At 45.7% G+C, this 18606-nt stretch carries 14 protein-coding genes and 1 pseudogene; 4 read left to right on the top strand and 11 right to left on the bottom strand.

What is annotated here, in order from left to right; translation table 11 throughout:
• Window positions 1–114: 114 nt before the first annotated feature.
• From QUA45_RS08380 to QUA45_RS08370, 3 genes are all read left to right on the top strand, one after another.
• Complete coding sequence (locus tag QUA45_RS08380; protein ID WP_333094259.1) at window positions 115–3423, top strand: PAS domain S-box protein; 3309 nt, start codon at window positions 115–117, stop codon at window positions 3421–3423.
• A 159-nt stretch (window positions 3424–3582) separates the two neighbouring features.
• Window positions 3583–5457 carry an adenylate/guanylate cyclase domain-containing protein gene (locus tag QUA45_RS08375; RefSeq protein WP_333094258.1) on the top strand — a complete coding sequence of 625 codons (1875 nt, stop codon included), beginning with the start codon at window positions 3583–3585 and terminating at the stop codon, window positions 5455–5457.
• A 120-nt stretch (window positions 5458–5577) separates the two neighbouring features.
• Window positions 5578–6180: a Uma2 family endonuclease gene (locus tag QUA45_RS08370; RefSeq protein WP_333094256.1), complete on the top strand. Its 603-nt coding sequence runs from the start codon at window positions 5578–5580 to the stop codon at window positions 6178–6180.
• Between the two features lie 9 nt (window positions 6181–6189).
• On the opposite strand, the pseudogene QUA45_RS08365 reads toward QUA45_RS08370, so the two are convergent.
• The 5 genes and pseudogenes from QUA45_RS08365 to QUA45_RS08345 all read right to left on the bottom strand — a co-directional run.
• Window positions 6190–6384: pseudogene (locus QUA45_RS08365) on the bottom strand (YebC/PmpR family DNA-binding transcriptional regulator); the annotation flags it as partial.
• 240 nt (window positions 6385–6624) lie between these two features.
• On the bottom strand, window positions 6625–8427 hold the full coding sequence (locus QUA45_RS08360; protein WP_333220248.1) for a hypothetical protein: 1803 nt from the start codon (window positions 8425–8427) through the stop codon (window positions 6625–6627).
• Between the two features lie 20 nt (window positions 8428–8447).
• Complete coding sequence (locus QUA45_RS08355) at window positions 8448–9215, bottom strand: YebC/PmpR family DNA-binding transcriptional regulator (protein ID WP_333094253.1); 768 nt, start codon at window positions 9213–9215, stop codon at window positions 8448–8450.
• Between the two features lie 145 nt (window positions 9216–9360).
• Entirely contained in the window at window positions 9361–9999 is a 639-nt protein-coding gene (locus QUA45_RS08350) for a histidine phosphatase family protein (RefSeq protein ID WP_333094251.1), read from the bottom strand.
• Between the two features lie 365 nt (window positions 10000–10364).
• Window positions 10365–11054, bottom strand: coding sequence for an SAM-dependent methyltransferase (locus QUA45_RS08345; RefSeq protein ID WP_333220246.1), 690 nt, complete (start codon window positions 11052–11054; stop codon window positions 10365–10367).
• A gap of 330 nt (window positions 11055–11384) precedes the next feature.
• Between QUA45_RS08345 and QUA45_RS08340 the strand changes: the two genes are divergently transcribed.
• Window positions 11385–13214 carry a polysaccharide biosynthesis/export family protein gene (locus QUA45_RS08340; RefSeq protein WP_333094247.1) on the top strand — a complete coding sequence of 610 codons (1830 nt, stop codon included), beginning with the start codon at window positions 11385–11387 and terminating at the stop codon, window positions 13212–13214.
• Between the two features lie 55 nt (window positions 13215–13269).
• On the opposite strand, the gene QUA45_RS08335 is transcribed toward QUA45_RS08340, so the two are convergent.
• From QUA45_RS08335 to fraC, 6 genes are all read right to left on the bottom strand, one after another.
• Window positions 13270–14016 (bottom strand): SGNH/GDSL hydrolase family protein, encoded by a 747-nt coding sequence (locus QUA45_RS08335; protein WP_333094245.1) that lies wholly within the window; start codon window positions 14014–14016, stop codon window positions 13270–13272.
• A 107-nt stretch (window positions 14017–14123) separates the two neighbouring features.
• A complete protein-coding gene (gene larE / locus QUA45_RS08330; protein ID WP_333220244.1) occupies window positions 14124–14951 on the bottom strand; it encodes an ATP-dependent sacrificial sulfur transferase LarE in 828 nt (275 codons plus the stop codon).
• A 188-nt stretch (window positions 14952–15139) separates the two neighbouring features.
• Window positions 15140–15886 carry a Uma2 family endonuclease gene (locus QUA45_RS08325; RefSeq protein WP_333220242.1) on the bottom strand — a complete coding sequence of 249 codons (747 nt, stop codon included), beginning with the start codon at window positions 15884–15886 and terminating at the stop codon, window positions 15140–15142.
• Between the two features lie 161 nt (window positions 15887–16047).
• Window positions 16048–16821, bottom strand: coding sequence for an ABC transporter permease (locus tag QUA45_RS08320; RefSeq protein WP_333094240.1), 774 nt, complete (start codon window positions 16819–16821; stop codon window positions 16048–16050).
• 197 nt (window positions 16822–17018) lie between these two features.
• On the bottom strand, window positions 17019–18017 hold the full coding sequence (locus QUA45_RS08315) for a DUF5357 family protein (RefSeq protein WP_333094239.1): 999 nt from the start codon (window positions 18015–18017) through the stop codon (window positions 17019–17021).
• A 5-nt stretch (window positions 18018–18022) separates the two neighbouring features.
• Window positions 18023–18541: a filament integrity protein FraC gene (gene fraC / locus QUA45_RS08310; protein WP_333069349.1), complete on the bottom strand. Its 519-nt coding sequence runs from the start codon at window positions 18539–18541 to the stop codon at window positions 18023–18025.
• Window positions 18542–18606: the final 65 nt, after the last annotated feature.

Below are 18606 nucleotides of genomic sequence, written 5' to 3'. Positions count from 1 at the left end.
TGACTTTGTTCAAAAAGCTAAATTGAAAATAAAATTATAGAATAAGAATGGCTCAAGCTATTTATAAATTTTTATTGTTCTGTCCCCCCCCTGGGAATTTGGATATTGCCACAGATGACAACAGACTCTTTCAACCTGTCTCTCCTAGAGCGGGCGATCGCAGCGTCGAACAACAGCGTCTTAATTGCTGATGCTCGCAAGCATGACACACCTATTATCTACTGCAATCCTGCTTTTGAGAAACTGACCGGTTACAGCCGCGAAGAAGTTATTGGACGCAACTGCCGATTTTTGCAGGGTCCCGATACCGATCGGGCTGAATTAAACAAACTCCGCCACAGCTTGCAAGCGGGAACTGAAATTCAGGTAGTTCTCAAAAATTATCGCAAAGACAAAACTCCTTTTTGGAACGAATTAATGGTTTCCCCCATCTTAGACGATGAGGGAAAATTAACTCATTTTATCGGAGTTCAGAACGATATTAGCAAAAGAGTAGCAGCCGAAACAGCCAGGGAAGAAAGCGAAGAAAGATTGCGCGCGATCGCCAGTACGACTCCCGTTCCCATGTTAATTACGCGCCTAGAAGATAGCGTTATTTTGTATGCAAATCCTGCTCTAGGTAAAAGTTTAGGTTTGAGTTACGAACAACTTATCGGACGCAAAAAACTGGCACTTTATGCCAATATCAATGACCGCCGTCAATTGATAGGTTTAGTCAAACAAAACGGCTTTAGCGACAGCAAAGAAATCTGCCTCAAGAAAGCAAATGGCAGTTTGTTTTGGGTAAAAATGTCGATGCGAGCGATTAATTTTAATGGCGAAGCCGCAATTTTATCGGCATTTTACGATATTACCGATCGCGTAGAAGCAGAAACAGCACTACGGCAAAGCGAAGCCAGGTTTCAAAAACTGGTTGCCAACGTTCCGGGAATGATTTATCAATTTCAGTTAGCAGCAGACGGTACTGTGTCATTCCCCTACGTCAGTTCCGGCTGCCGCGAACTCTGGGAATTAGAACCAGAGGTACTCCAAAATTCAGCTATTCCTGCTATAGAAATGATTCATCCAGAGGATGCGCCCAGCTTCCATGAATCAGTTGCTATCTCAGCTAAAACTTTAGACCCTTGGCGGTGGGAAGGCAGATTTGTTTTTCCGGGCGATAGAATTAAGTGGATTAGCGGGGCTTCGCGACCCGAACGGGGGGAAAATAATAACATTATTTGGGATGGTTTGTTGATTGACATTAGCGATCGTAAACTTGCAGAATCAGCACTGCGGCAAAGCGAAGCCAGATTTCAAAAAATGGCCGCCAACGTGCCGGGAATGATTTATCAATACTTGCTACATCCCGACGGTTCCGATAAATTCATTTATGCCAGTTCAGGCTGTTGCGAACTCTACGAATTAGATCCAGAAAAAGTTCAAGAAAACTCGGATTTAATGTGGTCAACGGTGCATCCAGAAGACCTAAAAGTCCTTTTAGAATCAATCGCAATTTCCGGCGAAACTTTAAAACCTTGGATATATGAATGGCGGATCGTAACGCCATCTGGAAAACTGAAATGGATTCGCGGCATCGCCCGCCCCGAAGCGCAATCTGGGGGCGACATACTGTGGGAAGGAGTGACAATCGACATCAGCGATCGCAAGCTAGCAGAAATCGCCCTCAGCGAGTCAAAAATCGCCCTGCAAGAAGCCAACCAAGAACTTGAAAAGCGCGTCCTCGAACGTACCGAAGCCTTGCAAACATCCCAAAATATGCTGTGGTTGGTAATCAATAATATCCCTCAGTTAATCGCCTGGAAAGATCGAGATTTAGTTTACTTGGGAGGTAACAAAAACTTTGCTAAAGTCGCAGGTTTCAATCACCCCAGCGAAATCGCTGGTCTCACCGACTTCGATATGCCCTGGAAGCAGGAAGAAACAGAAGTTTTTCGAGCCTGCGACAGCCGCATCATGGCAACCAACACCCCAGAATATCACATCATAGAATCCAAAATGCAAGCCGACGGCACCCAGTGCTGTCTGGATACAAATAAAATACCTTTACACGACAATTCCGGCAATGTAGTCGGCATTTTGTCTACGTTTGAAGACATCACAGATCGGCTTTCCCTAGCAGCTAAAGTCCGTGCCAGCGAGGAACTATTTCGCACAATTTTTGAAGATGCACCAATCGCTATATACTTAGCTAACTTAGATGATAACAAGTTAGTGAGAGTCAATAAAACTTATTGCGAAATGCTGGGATATACCATAGCAGAATTGCTCAACAAAACTTTTATAGAACTTGGGCATCCCGACGATTCTCCAAAAAATATCCAAGTTGCTGATGCTCTCGAACGGGGAGAAATTACTCACTATCAAATCGAACTCCGCCAAATTACAGCTACAGGTAAAATTGTTTGGGTAAATGTGACAGCTACTTTAATTCGAGACGGCGAAGGAAAACCTATTTACAAATTAGGGATGATAGAAAATATAACAAACCGCAAAATTTCCGCCGCCGCACTCCAAGCTTCCGAATCTCAGTTAAGAAAACAAGCCGCCCAATTGCAAGAAGCCTACGAACAACTACAAAACGCTCAAATCCAATTAGTTCAATCCGAAAAAATGTCGAGCCTCGGTCAGATGGTGGCTGGCATCGCCCACGAAATCAACAATCCCGCAACTTTTATTAACGGCAATATTTCTCACACTGACAACTATTTTCACGATTTAGTTGAACTGTTAAGTCTCTACCAGGAACATTACCCGTCCCCAGTGCCTCAGATTGCTAGAAAAATTAAGGACTTAGAGTTAGATTTTCTGAAGGAAGACTTGCCAAAAATGCTAAATTCCATGAGATTAGGAGTAGAAAGAATCAGTAAAATTGTGTTGTCGCTGCGGAACTTTTCGCGACTGGATGAATCAGAAATGAAGTTGGTAGACGTTCATGAAGGAATTGACAGTACACTTTTAATATTGCAGCACAGATTGCATCATGCAAATATAAAAAGCCGGATTGAAATTATTAAAGAATACGGAAAAACATCCAAAATTTACTGTTGTCCGGGTCAGTTAAACCAGGTATTTCTCAATATTATCAGCAATGCGATCGACGCTCTAGAAAACCAACCGCAACCTCGGACGATCGTGATTCGCACCCTCATGAAAAAAGCCGATCTGAAAAGCCACAGTAAAAACCAGCTCTGTGATGGCGATCGCATTGTAATTTGCATCGCCGACAGCGGTCCGGGAATGACCGAAGACGTTCGGAAGCGGCTATTCGATCCCTTCTTCACCACCAAACCTGTAGGGTCTGGAACTGGCTTGGGATTATCCATCAGCCATCAGATTGTGGTAGAAAAACATAAGGGAAGCCTGCGGTGCATCTCAGCGCCCGGACAGGGAGCGGAATTCTGGATTGAAATCCCCTGCTGAGCGATCGGAAATTAATTTAAAAGTTTCAAGATATAACTTTTAATTCCCCATTGCCGTCGGTGCTTGAGTTATCAGGGTTTTGAATTAACCGCACTCAGAGGCCGGAACAAATCGCACTCAGCGGTGTGCTAATCTGCTGCCCTTATTCGCTAGGCAAATATGCTGAAAAAACTACCTTTATCCTGGTCTCGCTACATTCCAGCCGCGTTGACGCTAGGTTTGGGTGTGGGACTGTCGCTTCTGGCATTCGCCTTGGTTTGGGACTGGGAAGACAAGCGCCGCGACTACGAAATGCAGCGCCGCATCGACGATATTTCGATCGGCATCGAACGCCAGCTCAACTCCGACTTAGATACTGTTCTCGCCCTCAGCGACTACATGAAAGCCTTCAGCGCCGTCGAGCGTTCCTCTTTTGCTCGGTTTGTCGCCCGTCCCCTATCCGTCCACCCCAGCCTGCAACTCCTGGCTTGGGCCCCCCGCGTCCCCACTTCCGAGCGCCGCAACTACGAAACCAAAGCTAGAAACGAAACAGAGCCCAGCTTCGAGATTACAGAGCGCGGCCCGCGAGGAGAACTCCGCAAGGCTCTCCAGCGTTCAGAATACTTCCCGGCTTTCTACGTCGAACCACCAGCCGGAAACGAGACAGTATTAGGCTTTGACCTCGCCTCCCACCCAGAAATCCGCGTCGCGCTCGATCGAGGGCGCGATACAGGAGAAATGATTGTCACCAACTACATCGGCTTAACTCAGAGCAATTCCCCGGAACAGGGTCTTTTGGCCATAGTTCCGATTTACGAAAACAGCAGTCAACCAACTACGCTGGAATCCCGCCGCCAACTGCTACAAGGATTTGTTCTGGGCGTATTTCGAGGCAAAGATATTTTCCAAACCTCTTTAAAAGGACGCAATACCGACTACCTCAATATTTATCTCGTTAGCGATGCTCCAGACAAGCAAGAAGCAGCGTCGCTGTTACCGCCAACGGGGAACTCAGCTCTCAAAAATCTCCCTGCTGAGAGGCGAATTCAGCAATTTGCGGTGCAGTTCCAATCCGCCAGCCAACAAGTGCTTCCAGCATCAGCCGCTGCGAAACCCTCTCTCCTGCAAAACTGCCCGATTCTTGACAATCCAGGCCCGAACTATACAGCTTGCAGAAGGCGGCTGAAAATTAGCGGCCGCCAGTGGTCTATGTACGTGTCAGCAACCCCGGAAATTCGCCGGATTCGCAAGCACTGGCGCTCTTGGGGAACTCTGACGATGGGGATGCTGTGGACTCTGATTCCGGTGACATATATGCTGACAGCTTTGAGCCGCACCGCCCAAATCGAAAAGCTAGCCCGAGAAAGAATTCGCCAAGCCGAACAGTTGCAGGCTGCTTACTTACAGTTGGAACTCGAACAAGCTAAATCCGAGCAACTGCTGCTGAACGTTTTGCCGGCAGCGATCGCTCTGCGCTTGAAGGACAACGAACACAATATCGCCGAAAGTTTTGCGGAAGTGACTGTGATGTTTGCCGACATTGTGGGGTTTACAGAGCTTTCGTCGAGAATTTCAGCGACGGCGGTGGTGGAAGTGCTCAACGATATTTTTTCGGCTTTTGACCACTTGGCCGATCGCCACGGTTTGGAGAAAATTAAGACTATTGGTGACGCTTACATGGTTGTCGGCGGTTTGCCTACGGCCCGAGACGATCACGCCGAGGCGGTTGCGAACATGGCGATCGATATGCTGCACGAAATTCGGCTCCTGAGTTTAGAACATTCGGAACCTTTCAGCATTCGGATTGGGATTAGCAGTGGCCCTGTCGTTGCCGGCGTCATCGGCTTAAAAAAGTTTATTTACGACCTCTGGGGCGACACAGTAAATATTGCTTCGCGCATGGAATCCCACGGCATTACTGGCTGCATTCAAGTCACGGCCGAAACCTACCAGCTATTAAAAGATAAATATACTTTTCAGAAGCGCGGCGCCATTCAAGTTAAGGGCAAGGGATATATGGTTACTTATTTACTGACTGGGAAAAAAGATTATTAATCCAGCCCAAAAACGGATACAAGCCTCCGACTCCCCGATCGAGTAAGACTTTCAATCGCCAAGCTAAAATAGTGTAAGCTCAAGGTATTCTATCACCCCTGCACCAACCGAGGAAAAACCATGACGACGCTGCTAATTCAAACCGAAAGCGTCCCACTGACGGTCAATTTCCCTGCGATCCAATCGATGACTGTTGAACAGTTCTATGAATTCTGTATAGTTAATCGCGATTTGAGAATTGAGCGTACTGCCAGTGGGGAAGTCATTATCATGTCACCAGCCTTTTCAGATACAGGGAACCGCAACATTAAAATTGCTCAGCAACTTGCGAACTGGGCAGAAGAAGATGGCACAGGTGAAACGTTTGACTCCAGTGCAGGCTTTACCTTGCCGAATGGAGCAACCCGATCTCCCGATGCCTCCTGGATTAAACTAGAGCGCTGGAATGCCTTAAGTGAAGAACAAAAAGCCTCCTTCGCACCCATTTGTCCTGACTTTGTGATTGAATTGCGGTCTGCTAGTGACACTCTCAAGGGATTGCAAAACAAGATGCAAGAATATATTGAGAACGGTGTATCCCTCGGCTTTTTGCTCGATCGCAAAAACAGAAAAGTCTATATTTACCGTCCCAATCGCGAACCGGAAATCTTGGATAATCCTGAAACAGTCAGCGCAGATCCAGAGTTACCGGGATTTGTCTTGCGGATGGCAAAAATCTGGTGATTTAGATCGTTAAACCATACTCAAAGACATCAATTCATCTGTCATTTCAAAATTCGCCGTCACGCTTTGCACGTCGTCCAAATCTTCCAGTGCATCCATTAACTTCAGGAGCGATCGAGCTTTTTCTGGAGTGTCTATTTCCACTGTCTTGCTCGGAATCCAGCGATTTTCCGACTGCAAAAATGCAAATTTTTTTTGTTTCAAATGACACTCCCCACTCTTTCATAGACTGGGATTATTGGTTCATAGATCCCTTATTTTTTAGCTCGAATCACTAAATCAATTAACTGTTATCGTCCCAGAGTTTTACCCCATTCGCTTGAGCCAGTTTGAGTATTGGATTTGACATTTCCGGGCGTGAAGGCACCGAGTAGTTTGCGATCTAGCTTAGACTTCAGTTTGTACTTCAGTGGCTTCCGATACCCCATTCTAGATAGAAGTTTGCTACGCTTGCTTTTGAGCTTGCTTTCTTTTGCTCAAAACAGCCCGTTGAATTGTCAGCAAAATTTTCCCCTCTAGTTCATTAATTTCACCGTCAACCTCGATGATGTCAGTGCATCGCTTTAAAAGCGGTTCGGCAAAGTCGAGTTCGAGTTGTTCGAGTAAAATATCCAACTTGGGAGGCAATTTAGACTTATTTTTCACAGCTTCAATCTCAGCTAAAGACTTTGGATTTAAATTCGCCGCTTGTAATTGGGGTAATAACTCATCCCATCGGGTGAATTTTTGGGTGGTATAGACGACATACACCAAAATCCAATCCATCACCGTTTCTTGTGCGATCGCTGTCTCTAAATATTGGTCACTTTCCGCTTGCAATACCTCTTGTAAATCTTCGAGCTTGGTTTCGATTTTCGAGGAATCGATATCGGCTTCATAAAACCGACAAGCACCGTATCCCAGCGCGTAAATCATTGTCGCACTGGCGCTAGCATTAATTACCGCACCCGCCAAGGGAATATTGCTGACAAGCGTAACTCCAGCTTCGATCGCTAAATTGCTACCCAAGGATAAACCGAAAATAGCGACAACTTCTTTTTGGCGATCGCTCGATTGCAAATCCTTTCCATAGGCGGCAGCTATTTGATAAACCAACTCGGCGGATAACACCGTCATTGCCGCTAAATCCATGCCAGCCAATGCCAAAGCTGCGCCCGGAACTAAACTGCTAACCAAGCCACTTCCTGCAGCTAGCAAGGCTTTTTCCACCATTAAGCGATGTGCGATTTCTTGAGGTTTCTCGTGAGGATATTGGCGCTGCAACTCTCGAACTTGCGCCTCGGCAGTCACGACATCAACTTTATCGATCGCATTAACTAACCAGTCGATTTTGAAATTTTCAGTCAGTTTTTTTAGGATAGGACTCTGGGAAATCGAACCGAGGGCTGAACCAAAAAAATTGGGAAATTGGAGTGCTGCACTTCCGGCATTCCCTACCGCATTCCCTACCGCACTCGCGGTATTAACAACAATCTCACCTCCAGCACTGCTTGCTGCATTCCCCACCGCACTCGCGGTATTAACAATCGCACTTCCGGCATTCCCTACCGCATTACCTACCGCACTCGCGGTATTAACAATCGCACTTCCGGCATTGCCTACCGCACTCGCGGTATTAACAACAATCGCATCTCCAGCACTGCCTGCTGCATTGCCTACCGCACTCGCGGTATTAACAATCGCACTTCCGGCATTGCCTACCGCACTCGCGGTATTAACAACAATCGCACCTCCAGCACTGCCTGCTGCATTCCCCACCGCACTCGCGGTATTAACGATCGCACTTCCGGCATTCCCTACCGCACTCGCGGTATTAACAACAATCGCATCTCCAGCACTGCCTGCTGCATTCCCCACCGCACTCGCTGTATTAACAATCGCACCTCCAGCACTGGCTGCCGCATTCCTTACCGCACTCGCCCTTGCAGAGACGGCTCCGAAAACGGAACCGAACCAATTGGATTTATCCCCTGGTTCAGCCTGCACATTTGATTCGGATCGATCCTTGGTTTCTGATACTTCGGTTGCTGAGAGAACTTCTTCTGAGTGGGTGCTGTCTCTTTTGCTTTCGTTGTTATCTAGCATGGCTTTACTGTGGGTTGAGATTTTCAATGCAGCTTTTTCAGCAATGCGTTGTATTGACACTCCCCACTCGCGTACAGATAGGGATTCGTTTCCTGGTAATAGTGTAGCGCGATCGTCCCGCTGGCGAGTTTTCGTCTTTTGCAGTGTCAGCAGGACGATCAAGATCCCTCATCTTTAAAGCATTAAACCATACTCAAAGACATCAATTCATCTGTCATTTCAAAATTAGCTGTCACGCTTTGCACGTCATCCAAATCTTCCAGTGCGTCCATTAACTTCAGGAGCGATCGAGCTTTTTCAGGAGTGTTTATTTCCACTGTATTGCTGGGAATCCAGCGAGTTTCCGACTGCAAAACTGCAAAATTTTTTTGTTTCAAAACATCAGCCAGTTGTTCCAAATTAGCCACGCTTGTAAATACCTCTGCACCTTCAGTATCCTCATCAATTAATATCAAATCATAAGATTCCGCAGCCGCCTCTAGCGACGCTTCAAACAATTGTTCCTCATCAATCGGGCCGCGTACCGTACAAACTCCTTTGTTGTCAAACATCCAGCCCACACAACCAGTTTCGCCCAAGTTTCCGCCATTTTTAGTAAAAGCTTCTCGCAAGTCAGCCGCTGTGCGGTTGCGGTTGTCTGTCAGCGCTTCAATCAGAATAGCAACTCCGCCAACGCCGTAACCTTCGTAGCGAATAGCTTCTAAATCCGAACTTCCCCCGGCCAAGCCCGCACCTTTGGCGATCGCCCTTTCTATGTTTTCATTAGGAATACTCGCCGCCTTCGCTTTTTCTATAGCCGTCCGCAGTTGAAAATTCCCAGCGGGATCGGGAACTCCGCTGCGGGCCGCGACAATAATTTCGCGAGATATTCTAGCAAAAACTTTGCCTTTAACCGCATCAACTCTAGCTTTTTGGCGTTTAATATTCGCCCACTTACTGTGTCCTGCCATACCGATTTAAGCTTTTCGATTTAAAATGTGCGATCGAGATTAAACAATAACACCCAGATTCGGACTAATCAGATTAACGTAGGGTGCACCTCGGCGCACCTTACACACATAGCATAAAATGCGATTTTTGGCACGAATCTCAACTTTAATTAAACCGGATCGCGGCTTCAGAGTCAGTCAAGTGAGAAGTATCGCCATTAAGTGCGATCGACCATTCTCCCTCACCCCGCACCACTTTCACCAAACAGCACAAAGAAGCGTTAATTTCCGTTTCAGCACAGCCCGCCAGCCCGATCGCAGTTCCTAAAACCGACGCACCGTGACCTACTAATAACATATCCTCGGGAAACTCAGCCGCGAGGCGTTTAGCAGTTTCCCCCGCCCTTTTGAAACAAGCTTCCACGGTTTCGGGATAATTAGCAATACCGCCTTTGTAGGAAGCATCAATCCTGGGAAAGCGCCGGCACAAAGCTTCGACGGACTCAGTTTCCGGCATTTCTGTCATCCATTCAGGATTCAGCCATTCGCACAGTCCCCACTCTAGTTTAATTGACAAATCGAGAGCTTCGGCCGCGTGATTTGCTGTTTGGACAGTTCGCAAAAAAGGGGAAGCAAAAATATGAGAAATTCCTTCACCCTTGAGGCGATTGGCGAGTTGTTTAGCTTGAACGTGACCGTCTTCGGAAAGGTGAGGATCGTAGCGGCGTTCTGCGGTGAGAAACCAGTCGGGGTTAACGAAGTCGATGCGGTTTCCGTGTCGTGCGATCCAGACTGTTTGCGGCATGAGTTGGTTTGAGTTTGGCTTCTAGGTGTAATATCATATCAAAGTTGGGTAATTTGATTTGTTGCGAAGCTATTGATGAGATTTTTTTAACAGCAGAGGCACGCAGATAGAAGCAGATGGATGGTGGATTTGGTAATGGGTGATGGATGCGCTCGTGTTTTTAAATTTACAGTTGATTTTGTCATGTATTCAAAATCAGGTACGCAAGCGAGCTTGTTCTCAATCTCTTAAAAAAGTCGCAAAATATCTTGAAAGACATCTGCGTTAATCTGCTGTTTTCCGATCGAGGAAAAATTTATAAAATAAGTCTAGTCACCCTATTGCTATTTCATTCCGCGTGGCGCGGACGACAGTTTGTGTAGCCATTACATTCGCCCTCTAACTCGCAGCATCTTATTCCCGCCTTTTTGAAACTCATAAGGAGCCTCTTGAATTTCTACACTAAAACTTCTCTTTTTCAATTCTGCGATCGTCGGATTTAAGTGATCGGATTCCTCTCCGCTAAAACTCTGCAACAAAGGGAATACCCGGACTTCCTTCGCAACCCGACACATTTCTGTAATTGATTCCAGATGAAATTCTTCGGAAAGCAGGTGAGAATAAGCAAATAAGAAATGGCTGCACAAAGCTAGATCGAATTGACGGTTCTCGAAAGGCAAAACAGGCAGCTCAGCAGTCATGTAGCGGCCTTGCTGCAAACCAGAGGGAAAATCTTTTAAAAAATCCTGCATCGCCTTCATTCGCACTTCGCCTAACTGGTAGGGCGATTCAAAATTGTTCCACAGGTAGCCGTCTAAATTGGCCTTAACACCGTCAATCACAGTTTGATATGTTTCTTGGATGCGATCGCCAATTTCCACCGCAGTAAACTGATAAACTGGATCGCAAGAAATTACCTTTTTACCTTGGCGAGTCATTTCGGCATTGAAACTTGCCGGGCCGGCGGCACAATCAAGAATGTTTAGCTTGAGGTCACTTGATGTCAAGCTAAACATTCCTATGTATTCATCCAAGCAGCGTCCCCAGGGAATTACTCGGTCGAGTTTTAGTGACACTTGTCTTTGTCCTGCAGAGAGAATTATTTAATATTTTACCTCTAATACGGGCGTTTTTTTTATCCATTTCCTTGGCGGGTTGATTTGTATCCCGAGTTATGTATGAAGAATTTTGCTCAAACGAGATCCTAATCCTGATAACAGTTGGCGGGCTTTACAGTTTCTTTATAAACAAGGTACAAAATAGTTAAGTGCGATCGCACAATTTTTATGCTTCTACCTGTGGATTTTGCAGCGAAGCGAGGCTACACTGGACAGCAGGGAAAATAAACTAAAATCCACTAGCTAAATCGCTCTTGTTCATTGGCAGGCTGCAACCAGGGAAGAAAGATGAAACATACCGTTCAAACCGCTACAAGTCTGAGTTTTTCAGCACTCCTGGTGCTATTGAGTTCGCTGCCCAGTATAGCTCAGTTGCCTGCCATTAGAAATCCTGCTGCCACTCCTAACTCAAACCAACCGATAGTACCGCCGCCGCCACCTCGGGGTGTAAGTTTGCCGCCGATCGGCAATTCTGGTTCGCTGACACCAGAAGCAGCTTATACTTTAGGCCCGGGCGATCGCATTGCTTTAGATATCTTCGGCGTTCCTGAATTCAGCAAGGAATATCAAGTGTTAGTTGACGGGACGCTCAATTTGCCTATCATTCGCAGCGTATCAATTCAAGGGTTGACCCTGCAACAAGCCGCTAATGTAATTACCCAGCGCTACGAACCCTTCATCAATGTTCCCGTTGTTACCGTGACAGTGATCGTCGCTCGCCCCCTAAATATAGGTCTTGCGGGTGAAGTTACTCGCCCGGGTTCCTACAAGATTAATCCCACTAGAGAAGGAGGAGGAGTAAAATTCCCGACTTTGATGGAAATGCTGCAACTTGCACAAGGGGTGACATCAGCAGGAGATATGCGAAATGTCCAAATTCGTCGTCCCCGCAGAGGCGGGCCGGAGCAAGTTACTAATGTTGATTTGCAGGATTTTTTAGACACGGGAAATTTGCGTCAAGATGTCACCATTCGAGATGGAGATACAATTTTTGTACCGACAGCAAGGGCTCTGAATACTCAAGAAGTTCGTCAAAGAGCCAGTGCTAATTTTTCCGCTGATATTACTAAACCAATTGGGGTGGTAATTGTCGGGGAAGTAAACCGGCCGGGGCCTTATACTGTATTTGCTTCGGATGTGCGATCGAGCAACCAACAAACCGAGTTGAGTTTTGTATCTATCGACCAACAGCAAGGAGCCGTTGTAGGCTTACCCACAATAACTAGAGCACTGAAAATTGCTGGTGGTATCACTACAGAAGCTGACATTCGCCGCGTGCAAATCCGCCGCCGAGTCAGAGGTGGCAATGAACAAACTATCATGGTAAATCTGTGGGATTTGCTGCAAAAAGGCGACGCCACTCAAGATATTTTGCTGCAAGAAGGAGATAGCGTAATTATCCCGACAGCAGCTACTGTAGACTTGGCTGAAGTTTCTCAAGTCGCAAATAGCAGTTTTTCTCCGAACGCGATTAGCATCAATATTGTAGGAGAAGTAATTAGGCCTGGCGCTTTGCAGGTGCGGCCTAGTACCTCCCTTCACCAAGCTTTGCTCACCGCAGGCAGTTTCAATCAATTACGAGCTAAAAAAGACAAGGTAGAACTCTTGCGTTTGAACCCCAACGGTACTGTTTCTCGCCGCACGATAGAGGTAGATTTTGCTCAAGGGTTGAATCCTAATAATAACCCCACTCTCCGCAACGACGATGTGATTCTGGTAGCGCGATCGGGCTATGCTAGGGTAGGAGACAATATTAACAGTTTCTTGCAGCCAATAACAGGAGTTGCAAGTGGGATCAGCGCTGTTAGTGGCGTTCTTACTGGGTTTCAAGCAACTATCAACGCTTTTCAAAACTTATTTTTGGGAGGGGATTTCGAGCGGCGAAATCAGCTCAGACAGATTCGCCAACAAGATGCAGACAGACAAGAGCAACGTGAAGACAGACAGCTACAAAGAGAGCTAGACCGTCAAGATAGACTACAGCAAGCAGAAGACAGAAGACTGCAACTTGAAGACAGACAGCGGCAAATAGATATTGAAAATCAGCGACTTCAGATTCAAAATCAACAACTTCAGCTTCAGCAGCAGCAGCCACAACAAATTCAGTCTACTCCTTAGACATGATAATTAAGCCCACCTAAAAAACAGAATACCCAGATACCCGACTTCTTGTTTAAGAAATCGGGTATCTAACAGACCAATCGAAAGATGTGCGCGTTTCTGAGGGAGAATTCAAAATATTTAACAAAACTTTCCTGTATATATCTAAACCTTTAGGATTGAGGTGAACGCCGTCAATTGTTAAATCTTCATTCAGAGCTTTTTCTTTAAACAACGCTTGTATATCGCTAGATTCCACGGTCACATTTTCGTCGGCGGCTACTTTATTGATGAGAACATTGATTTCGTCAACTCTGGCAATTGTTCCGGCAAATTTAGGATTGTAGCTGGCGGCAAGAGTTGAGTAAAAAGCAGGAATCAGAATAATTTGTTTTGTTCCGATCGATCGCATCACGGCGATCGCCTCTTTTAAATTACTAACAAACTGCTCATCGCTAATGCCGTACATAGCATCATTTGTGCCGATCGCCACAATCGCTTTTTCGCAGGTAAACCGAAGCGGCACTACAAGTTTAAGCTGTTCTAGCAGCGAGACTGAACTCATCCCTCCGATCGCAAAATTAAAATTTTCTGCTCCCAAAGAGTCTCCCAGAGCCGAGGAAATAGAATCGCCCCACACACACCCTTGATATTGCCGATCTTTAATTTGTTGTACCTGATTGTACACAGCAACTTGCCACCACAGTGCAGAACTAACTGTATCACCCGAAGGTTGCGGGTTAGCTAACACCCGAAAGGGGATATACGCCGATAAAAACAAAGCCAACAGGACGGAAAATAACCTAAATTTAACTTTCATAAAACTTGCTAATTTTGCTGCTAGTTTAGTTTATGCTATTCCTTTGACCAACAGTCAGGATTTATGCAAATTTAGCGAAATTGCGCTCCTCTTTTCATGATAATTAATCAATCTTTCGCCCCCAACAACTCCTGCTGCAAAACCTGATTTAATTTGCCGCTGCGAAACCCCTCCAAATCCAAAGTCGCGTACATAAAACCAAACTCCTGAAACACCGCAACCAAAGCAGGCAAATCCGTATTTAGCACAAACTCCCGAATCTCCTCTGCCGGTAACTCAATGCGCGCCGTATCTCCCTCCGATCTCACTCGCAAATTTTTCAGTCCCAACTGGCGCAAATACCGTTCAGCGCGCCCCACTCTTTGCAACTTTCTAACGGTGATTTCTTCACCGTAAGGAAAGCGCGAACTCAAACAAGGTTGAGCGGGTTTGTCCCACCAAGGCAAACCCAATTCTTTTGCCAACTGCCGCACTTCAAATTTAGTGATTCCTACTTCTGCTAAGGGCGATCGCGCACCGCGTTCCTTGGCCGCCTGAATTCCGGGACGGTAATCCTTTAAATCGTCAGCATTAACCCCATCTACCACATAAGGATAACCCTTTGCTAGTGCTAGGGGTTTCAAAGTATCGTGCAGTTCGCTTTTGCAGAAATAGCAGCGGTTAACCGGGTTAGAAGTGTAATTGGGATTTGCCATTTCCTGAGTTTCTACTTCCTCGTGGGCAATCCCAATTTCTGCTGCTTGAATGCGCGCATCTTCTAAATCTTCTGGCAGTATAGACGGGGAAACTGCCGTCACTGCCAAAGCGCGATCGCCCAACACATCAAAAGCGATTTTGGCTACCAAAGTGCTGTCAATTCCGCCGGAGTAGGCAATCAAAGCCCGTTCCATCTGTGCGAAAATATCTTTTAATTGTTCTAGTTTTTGTATTAACATAATTTCACCTTTTTTTACGAACATATAAGTAAGAAAGCAAACTCAATAAAGAAGAATGAAGAAAGCATATATCGAGCGGGTTCCTTTCTTCCCTCGAACCACTTCTTTCTTCCGACGGACATCGACTTCTAATGCTATTCTGGATCGATACCGAGGGCTGCCAATCGAGCCAAAAGTTCTTGATTTCGCTATCTTTCCTGTTCCAGCAGCGTCTCGGCTAACTCTTTGTCTTGCTGTCGGCGATCGGCTCGCTGGCGTTCATCTTCTGCCCGCTGGCGTTCCTTTTCTGCCCTTTCTTTCCGCCACAAAAGCAGTTCTCCTTCAGCATTCCACCAACGCAGCCAATATCCCGTTCTACCTTCGCGAGTTCCCTGCGACACACCCAAAAATAGATTTAATCCAGGTATTAAATAACGGCCGTTTTCATCAGGATTTTGATTGTCATAACGCTCTGATTCAAGCGCATAAACTTCTATTCTGCCTGTCTGCGGTAGAAAAATGACATAGCGAGGAACTTTGATTACTTGTTCGCAAAAAAAACACTTGCCGATTTCTTCTGTGTGTTCGACAGAGTATTCGTCGCCGTAAGTAGCTAATAGAAATTCCATCACTACAAAAGGGACAGTTCCTTCGGTATGAGGGGTGTAACTGCGGCGGGGATAGTTGTGAGGCCAAGGTTGAACCGGCTGCACGTACATCCAGTCTGGGGCTTTGCAAATAGTGTGATCGTCCACAGCAGCACACAAACCAAAATTAGAAACTATTAGTGCGTCTTGCATTAGTTCCGGGGAATCCATTACATACTGGCGCAAACCCTTAGAGATTAAAGGATGTTCTATATTTTCCACGGGGTCGTCTGGTAGGATGAAATCCTCGGGTAGCAGCGGCCAAGTAATCTTGAGCTGCGATATCGGTTTGTGAATTACAGTATTCATAAGTCACCTCATTTTACCACTAAAATTTTGAGTTTTAGTCGAGATTGGCTATCAATAACCTTTTCTATATCTTAGCGCGCTAATTTGATAATAAAATTGTTTGTAGTAATGACGAAAATCCTCACTACAAACAGTTACCCTGAAAGTGCCGACTGCGAGTTTTAAAATTCCCGGCGGGAAAATATGGCGATCGCAATTGACAACAGCAGCACCACATACAGCAAACCGTAGCCAGCATCTGTAATCAAACCTGCCAAGTAAGGAACTTGTCCGTAAACAGCATCGTTTCTCAAATTGAATCTGGCTAAATCCGGCAATACCAGATATAGTCCCATCATCAGTTGTTCAATACCAGGATTTTTAGTTAACTTGCCCAAAGCAACTAAATCCCGCGTCGAATGTCCCATTAAATAAACGCCAAATGTCAGTAAAGTTGCCAGCAGCGAACTGCTAAAAACCCCAAATAAAATCCCGACACCGGCCATGAGACACAGTTCAAACCAGACAAACAACGAAGCGATTAAAATGCTTTCCAAAGGGAAAGGAATGTGGCTCAAACTCAGAATAGCCAGATAGATAACAGTCATTGCTGCTACAAGCACCGCCAGCACCGCCGACAGCCCTAAGTGCTTGCCCACAATTAACTCCGCCCGACTTATCGGTTTAGCAACTAACAGATAAACAGTCCGTTTTTCAATTTCTTTGTTGACCAGTCCGGTAGCCACAAAGACTGTGGCAATTAGACCGAGGAGGCTCATAGCAGCCAAACCGATATCTAAGATAATTTTCTTTTCGGTTGTCGCCGCCAATTCCGGTATCAACCGTACCGATGCGCCCATCAACAGAGCAAAAATAATAATTAAGTAAAGGATGCGGTCGCGAATTACTTCCCAAAATACATTGGTCGCGACTGTCAAGATTCTTCTCAAATTCATCTAGTTATTAACCCGCTGAAAACTTTCGCCATACTTTAGTGTCAGGAAGAAGGAAGAAGGAAGAAAGCTCTTCGGCTTCGCTCAGATTAAAAAGAAGGAAGAGGGAAGAGGGAAGAAAGAGGATTTTTTCCATCTCCGACTCTCAGACTCTTTCACTCTCCCGCTATACCAATCGCAATTAGTTAACAGAGACAGAATCAAACTTGACTGTCCCCCGCCGTTCCATCTTTTCGCTGTCCGGGTTGAGAGCGTTTGATGGCACCGCAGGTTACAGTCGCTCTATTGGCTACGGCGAACACCTCGCAAGATTTGGTAAACGAATATATTTCCGGTCTAAAAACCAATCCCAGCCAAGTTGCCTGCATCTCTAACTGATAGCGGGACTCTCCTTGGACGATCGAAGTTTTGACATCCCACCTCGCATCTTCTGCGACTACCCCTGTTGTTTTTAAGGCTTGATTCCGCAGAAAAAATCGCTCGTTGTCAATATCTATTAACATTTGCTCTACTTGCGCCCACGGTTTTGTGCGGGCTTCATTTCGCAAATATCCCTCCATTGCATTGAGGATGACAACTCCTCGAGAGCGATTAATAGTTGGCTGTTGAAATGTCACCACATAATCGCTTTGCCTCAAATCCTGGGATAAAACGCTAGGGTACTGTCGTATCCAACCCTGAATTAAAAAGTGAAAAGCAAACCAACAGGAAAACAGCAGGTGAACTAGAGTAATGATCAAAAACTGAGGGCGCACCAACGACCTGATACCTTCCCGTTTTGACTCGCTATTCCAAACCTCTATTGTAGCAAGAACTACTACTGCTATCAGTGGGCCGGATATCCACGCTATTTCCTTCCTATCCGACGGCAATCTTACCAGCAACCACAAGCCAATTAAGATGCTTGTCACCCACGGACTCAGACTTACTCCTTTAATAACAAAAGGTTGCTGACTGGTCAGCAAACCCATTGAAAGTGTAAAAAATAACCAGCTCATATCAAAAAGCAGAGTTCTCGTCCGCCAGTCAGTGACTGCCGCCACTGTCAGCAAAGCTAAAAAGATGCTGAGTAGTAAAGGAGTCTTCCAATGAACAACTTTAGGCGGAATCATCGCCTTTTGGATTTTTTTATTGGTTTCCCAAAGGTTGTTCGTCAGTTTAGTGAGTTGCTGAGTGACATCAAAAAATTGCTTCATCATAAATTTTAATAGACGCTTTGCAAAAACAACACGGTTAAAATAACGACATTGCTAACAATGTGGGCGATTAAAATTCCGCCAAACTGGGTAGTTACTTGAAAAGTTCTTTTGGGAGCACGGCGGGTGAGGCTCGGCGGTCCTAAAAATGCTGGCTTGGAAGCTTTTTTATTGCCGGAAACCATGTTTTCTATGAATTCTAATCCCTGCCATTTAGCTAGAAAAGTTACTGCTAATACTGAGAGTGCTATCATAGTTATTGGAGCGTAAACATTATCCCCACGTCCTAATAAAATATAACCGATAAGCTGTTCCCGCAATTCTTTGCTAAGAACGCTTTCAATGCCGAAGAAAACTAACCAGCCTACGCAAGTGCAAGATAGATTGAGGATGGCTGTATATTCAATGCTGGTTTTGGGGCCGAGTTTAAGTAGTTTTTGCAAAAACCACGATTCGATCGCGATCGCCAAAAACATAATTAAAATTTGCACCAAAACAGTCCGAAATGGGAAAACACTCGCAATCATAAGCCTTTAGGTATATCAGTCCGTGTTAGATTTTAATTGTACAGCACAAGCGGAATAATCTTAAC

The sequence above is a fragment of the Microcoleus sp. Pol12A5 genome (assembly GCF_036701435.1).
Taxonomy (GTDB): domain Bacteria; phylum Cyanobacteriota; class Cyanobacteriia; order Cyanobacteriales; family Microcoleaceae; genus Microcoleus.
Note: the sequence above shows the minus strand (reverse complement) of the source record. Positions and strands in the feature narration are given on the sequence as shown.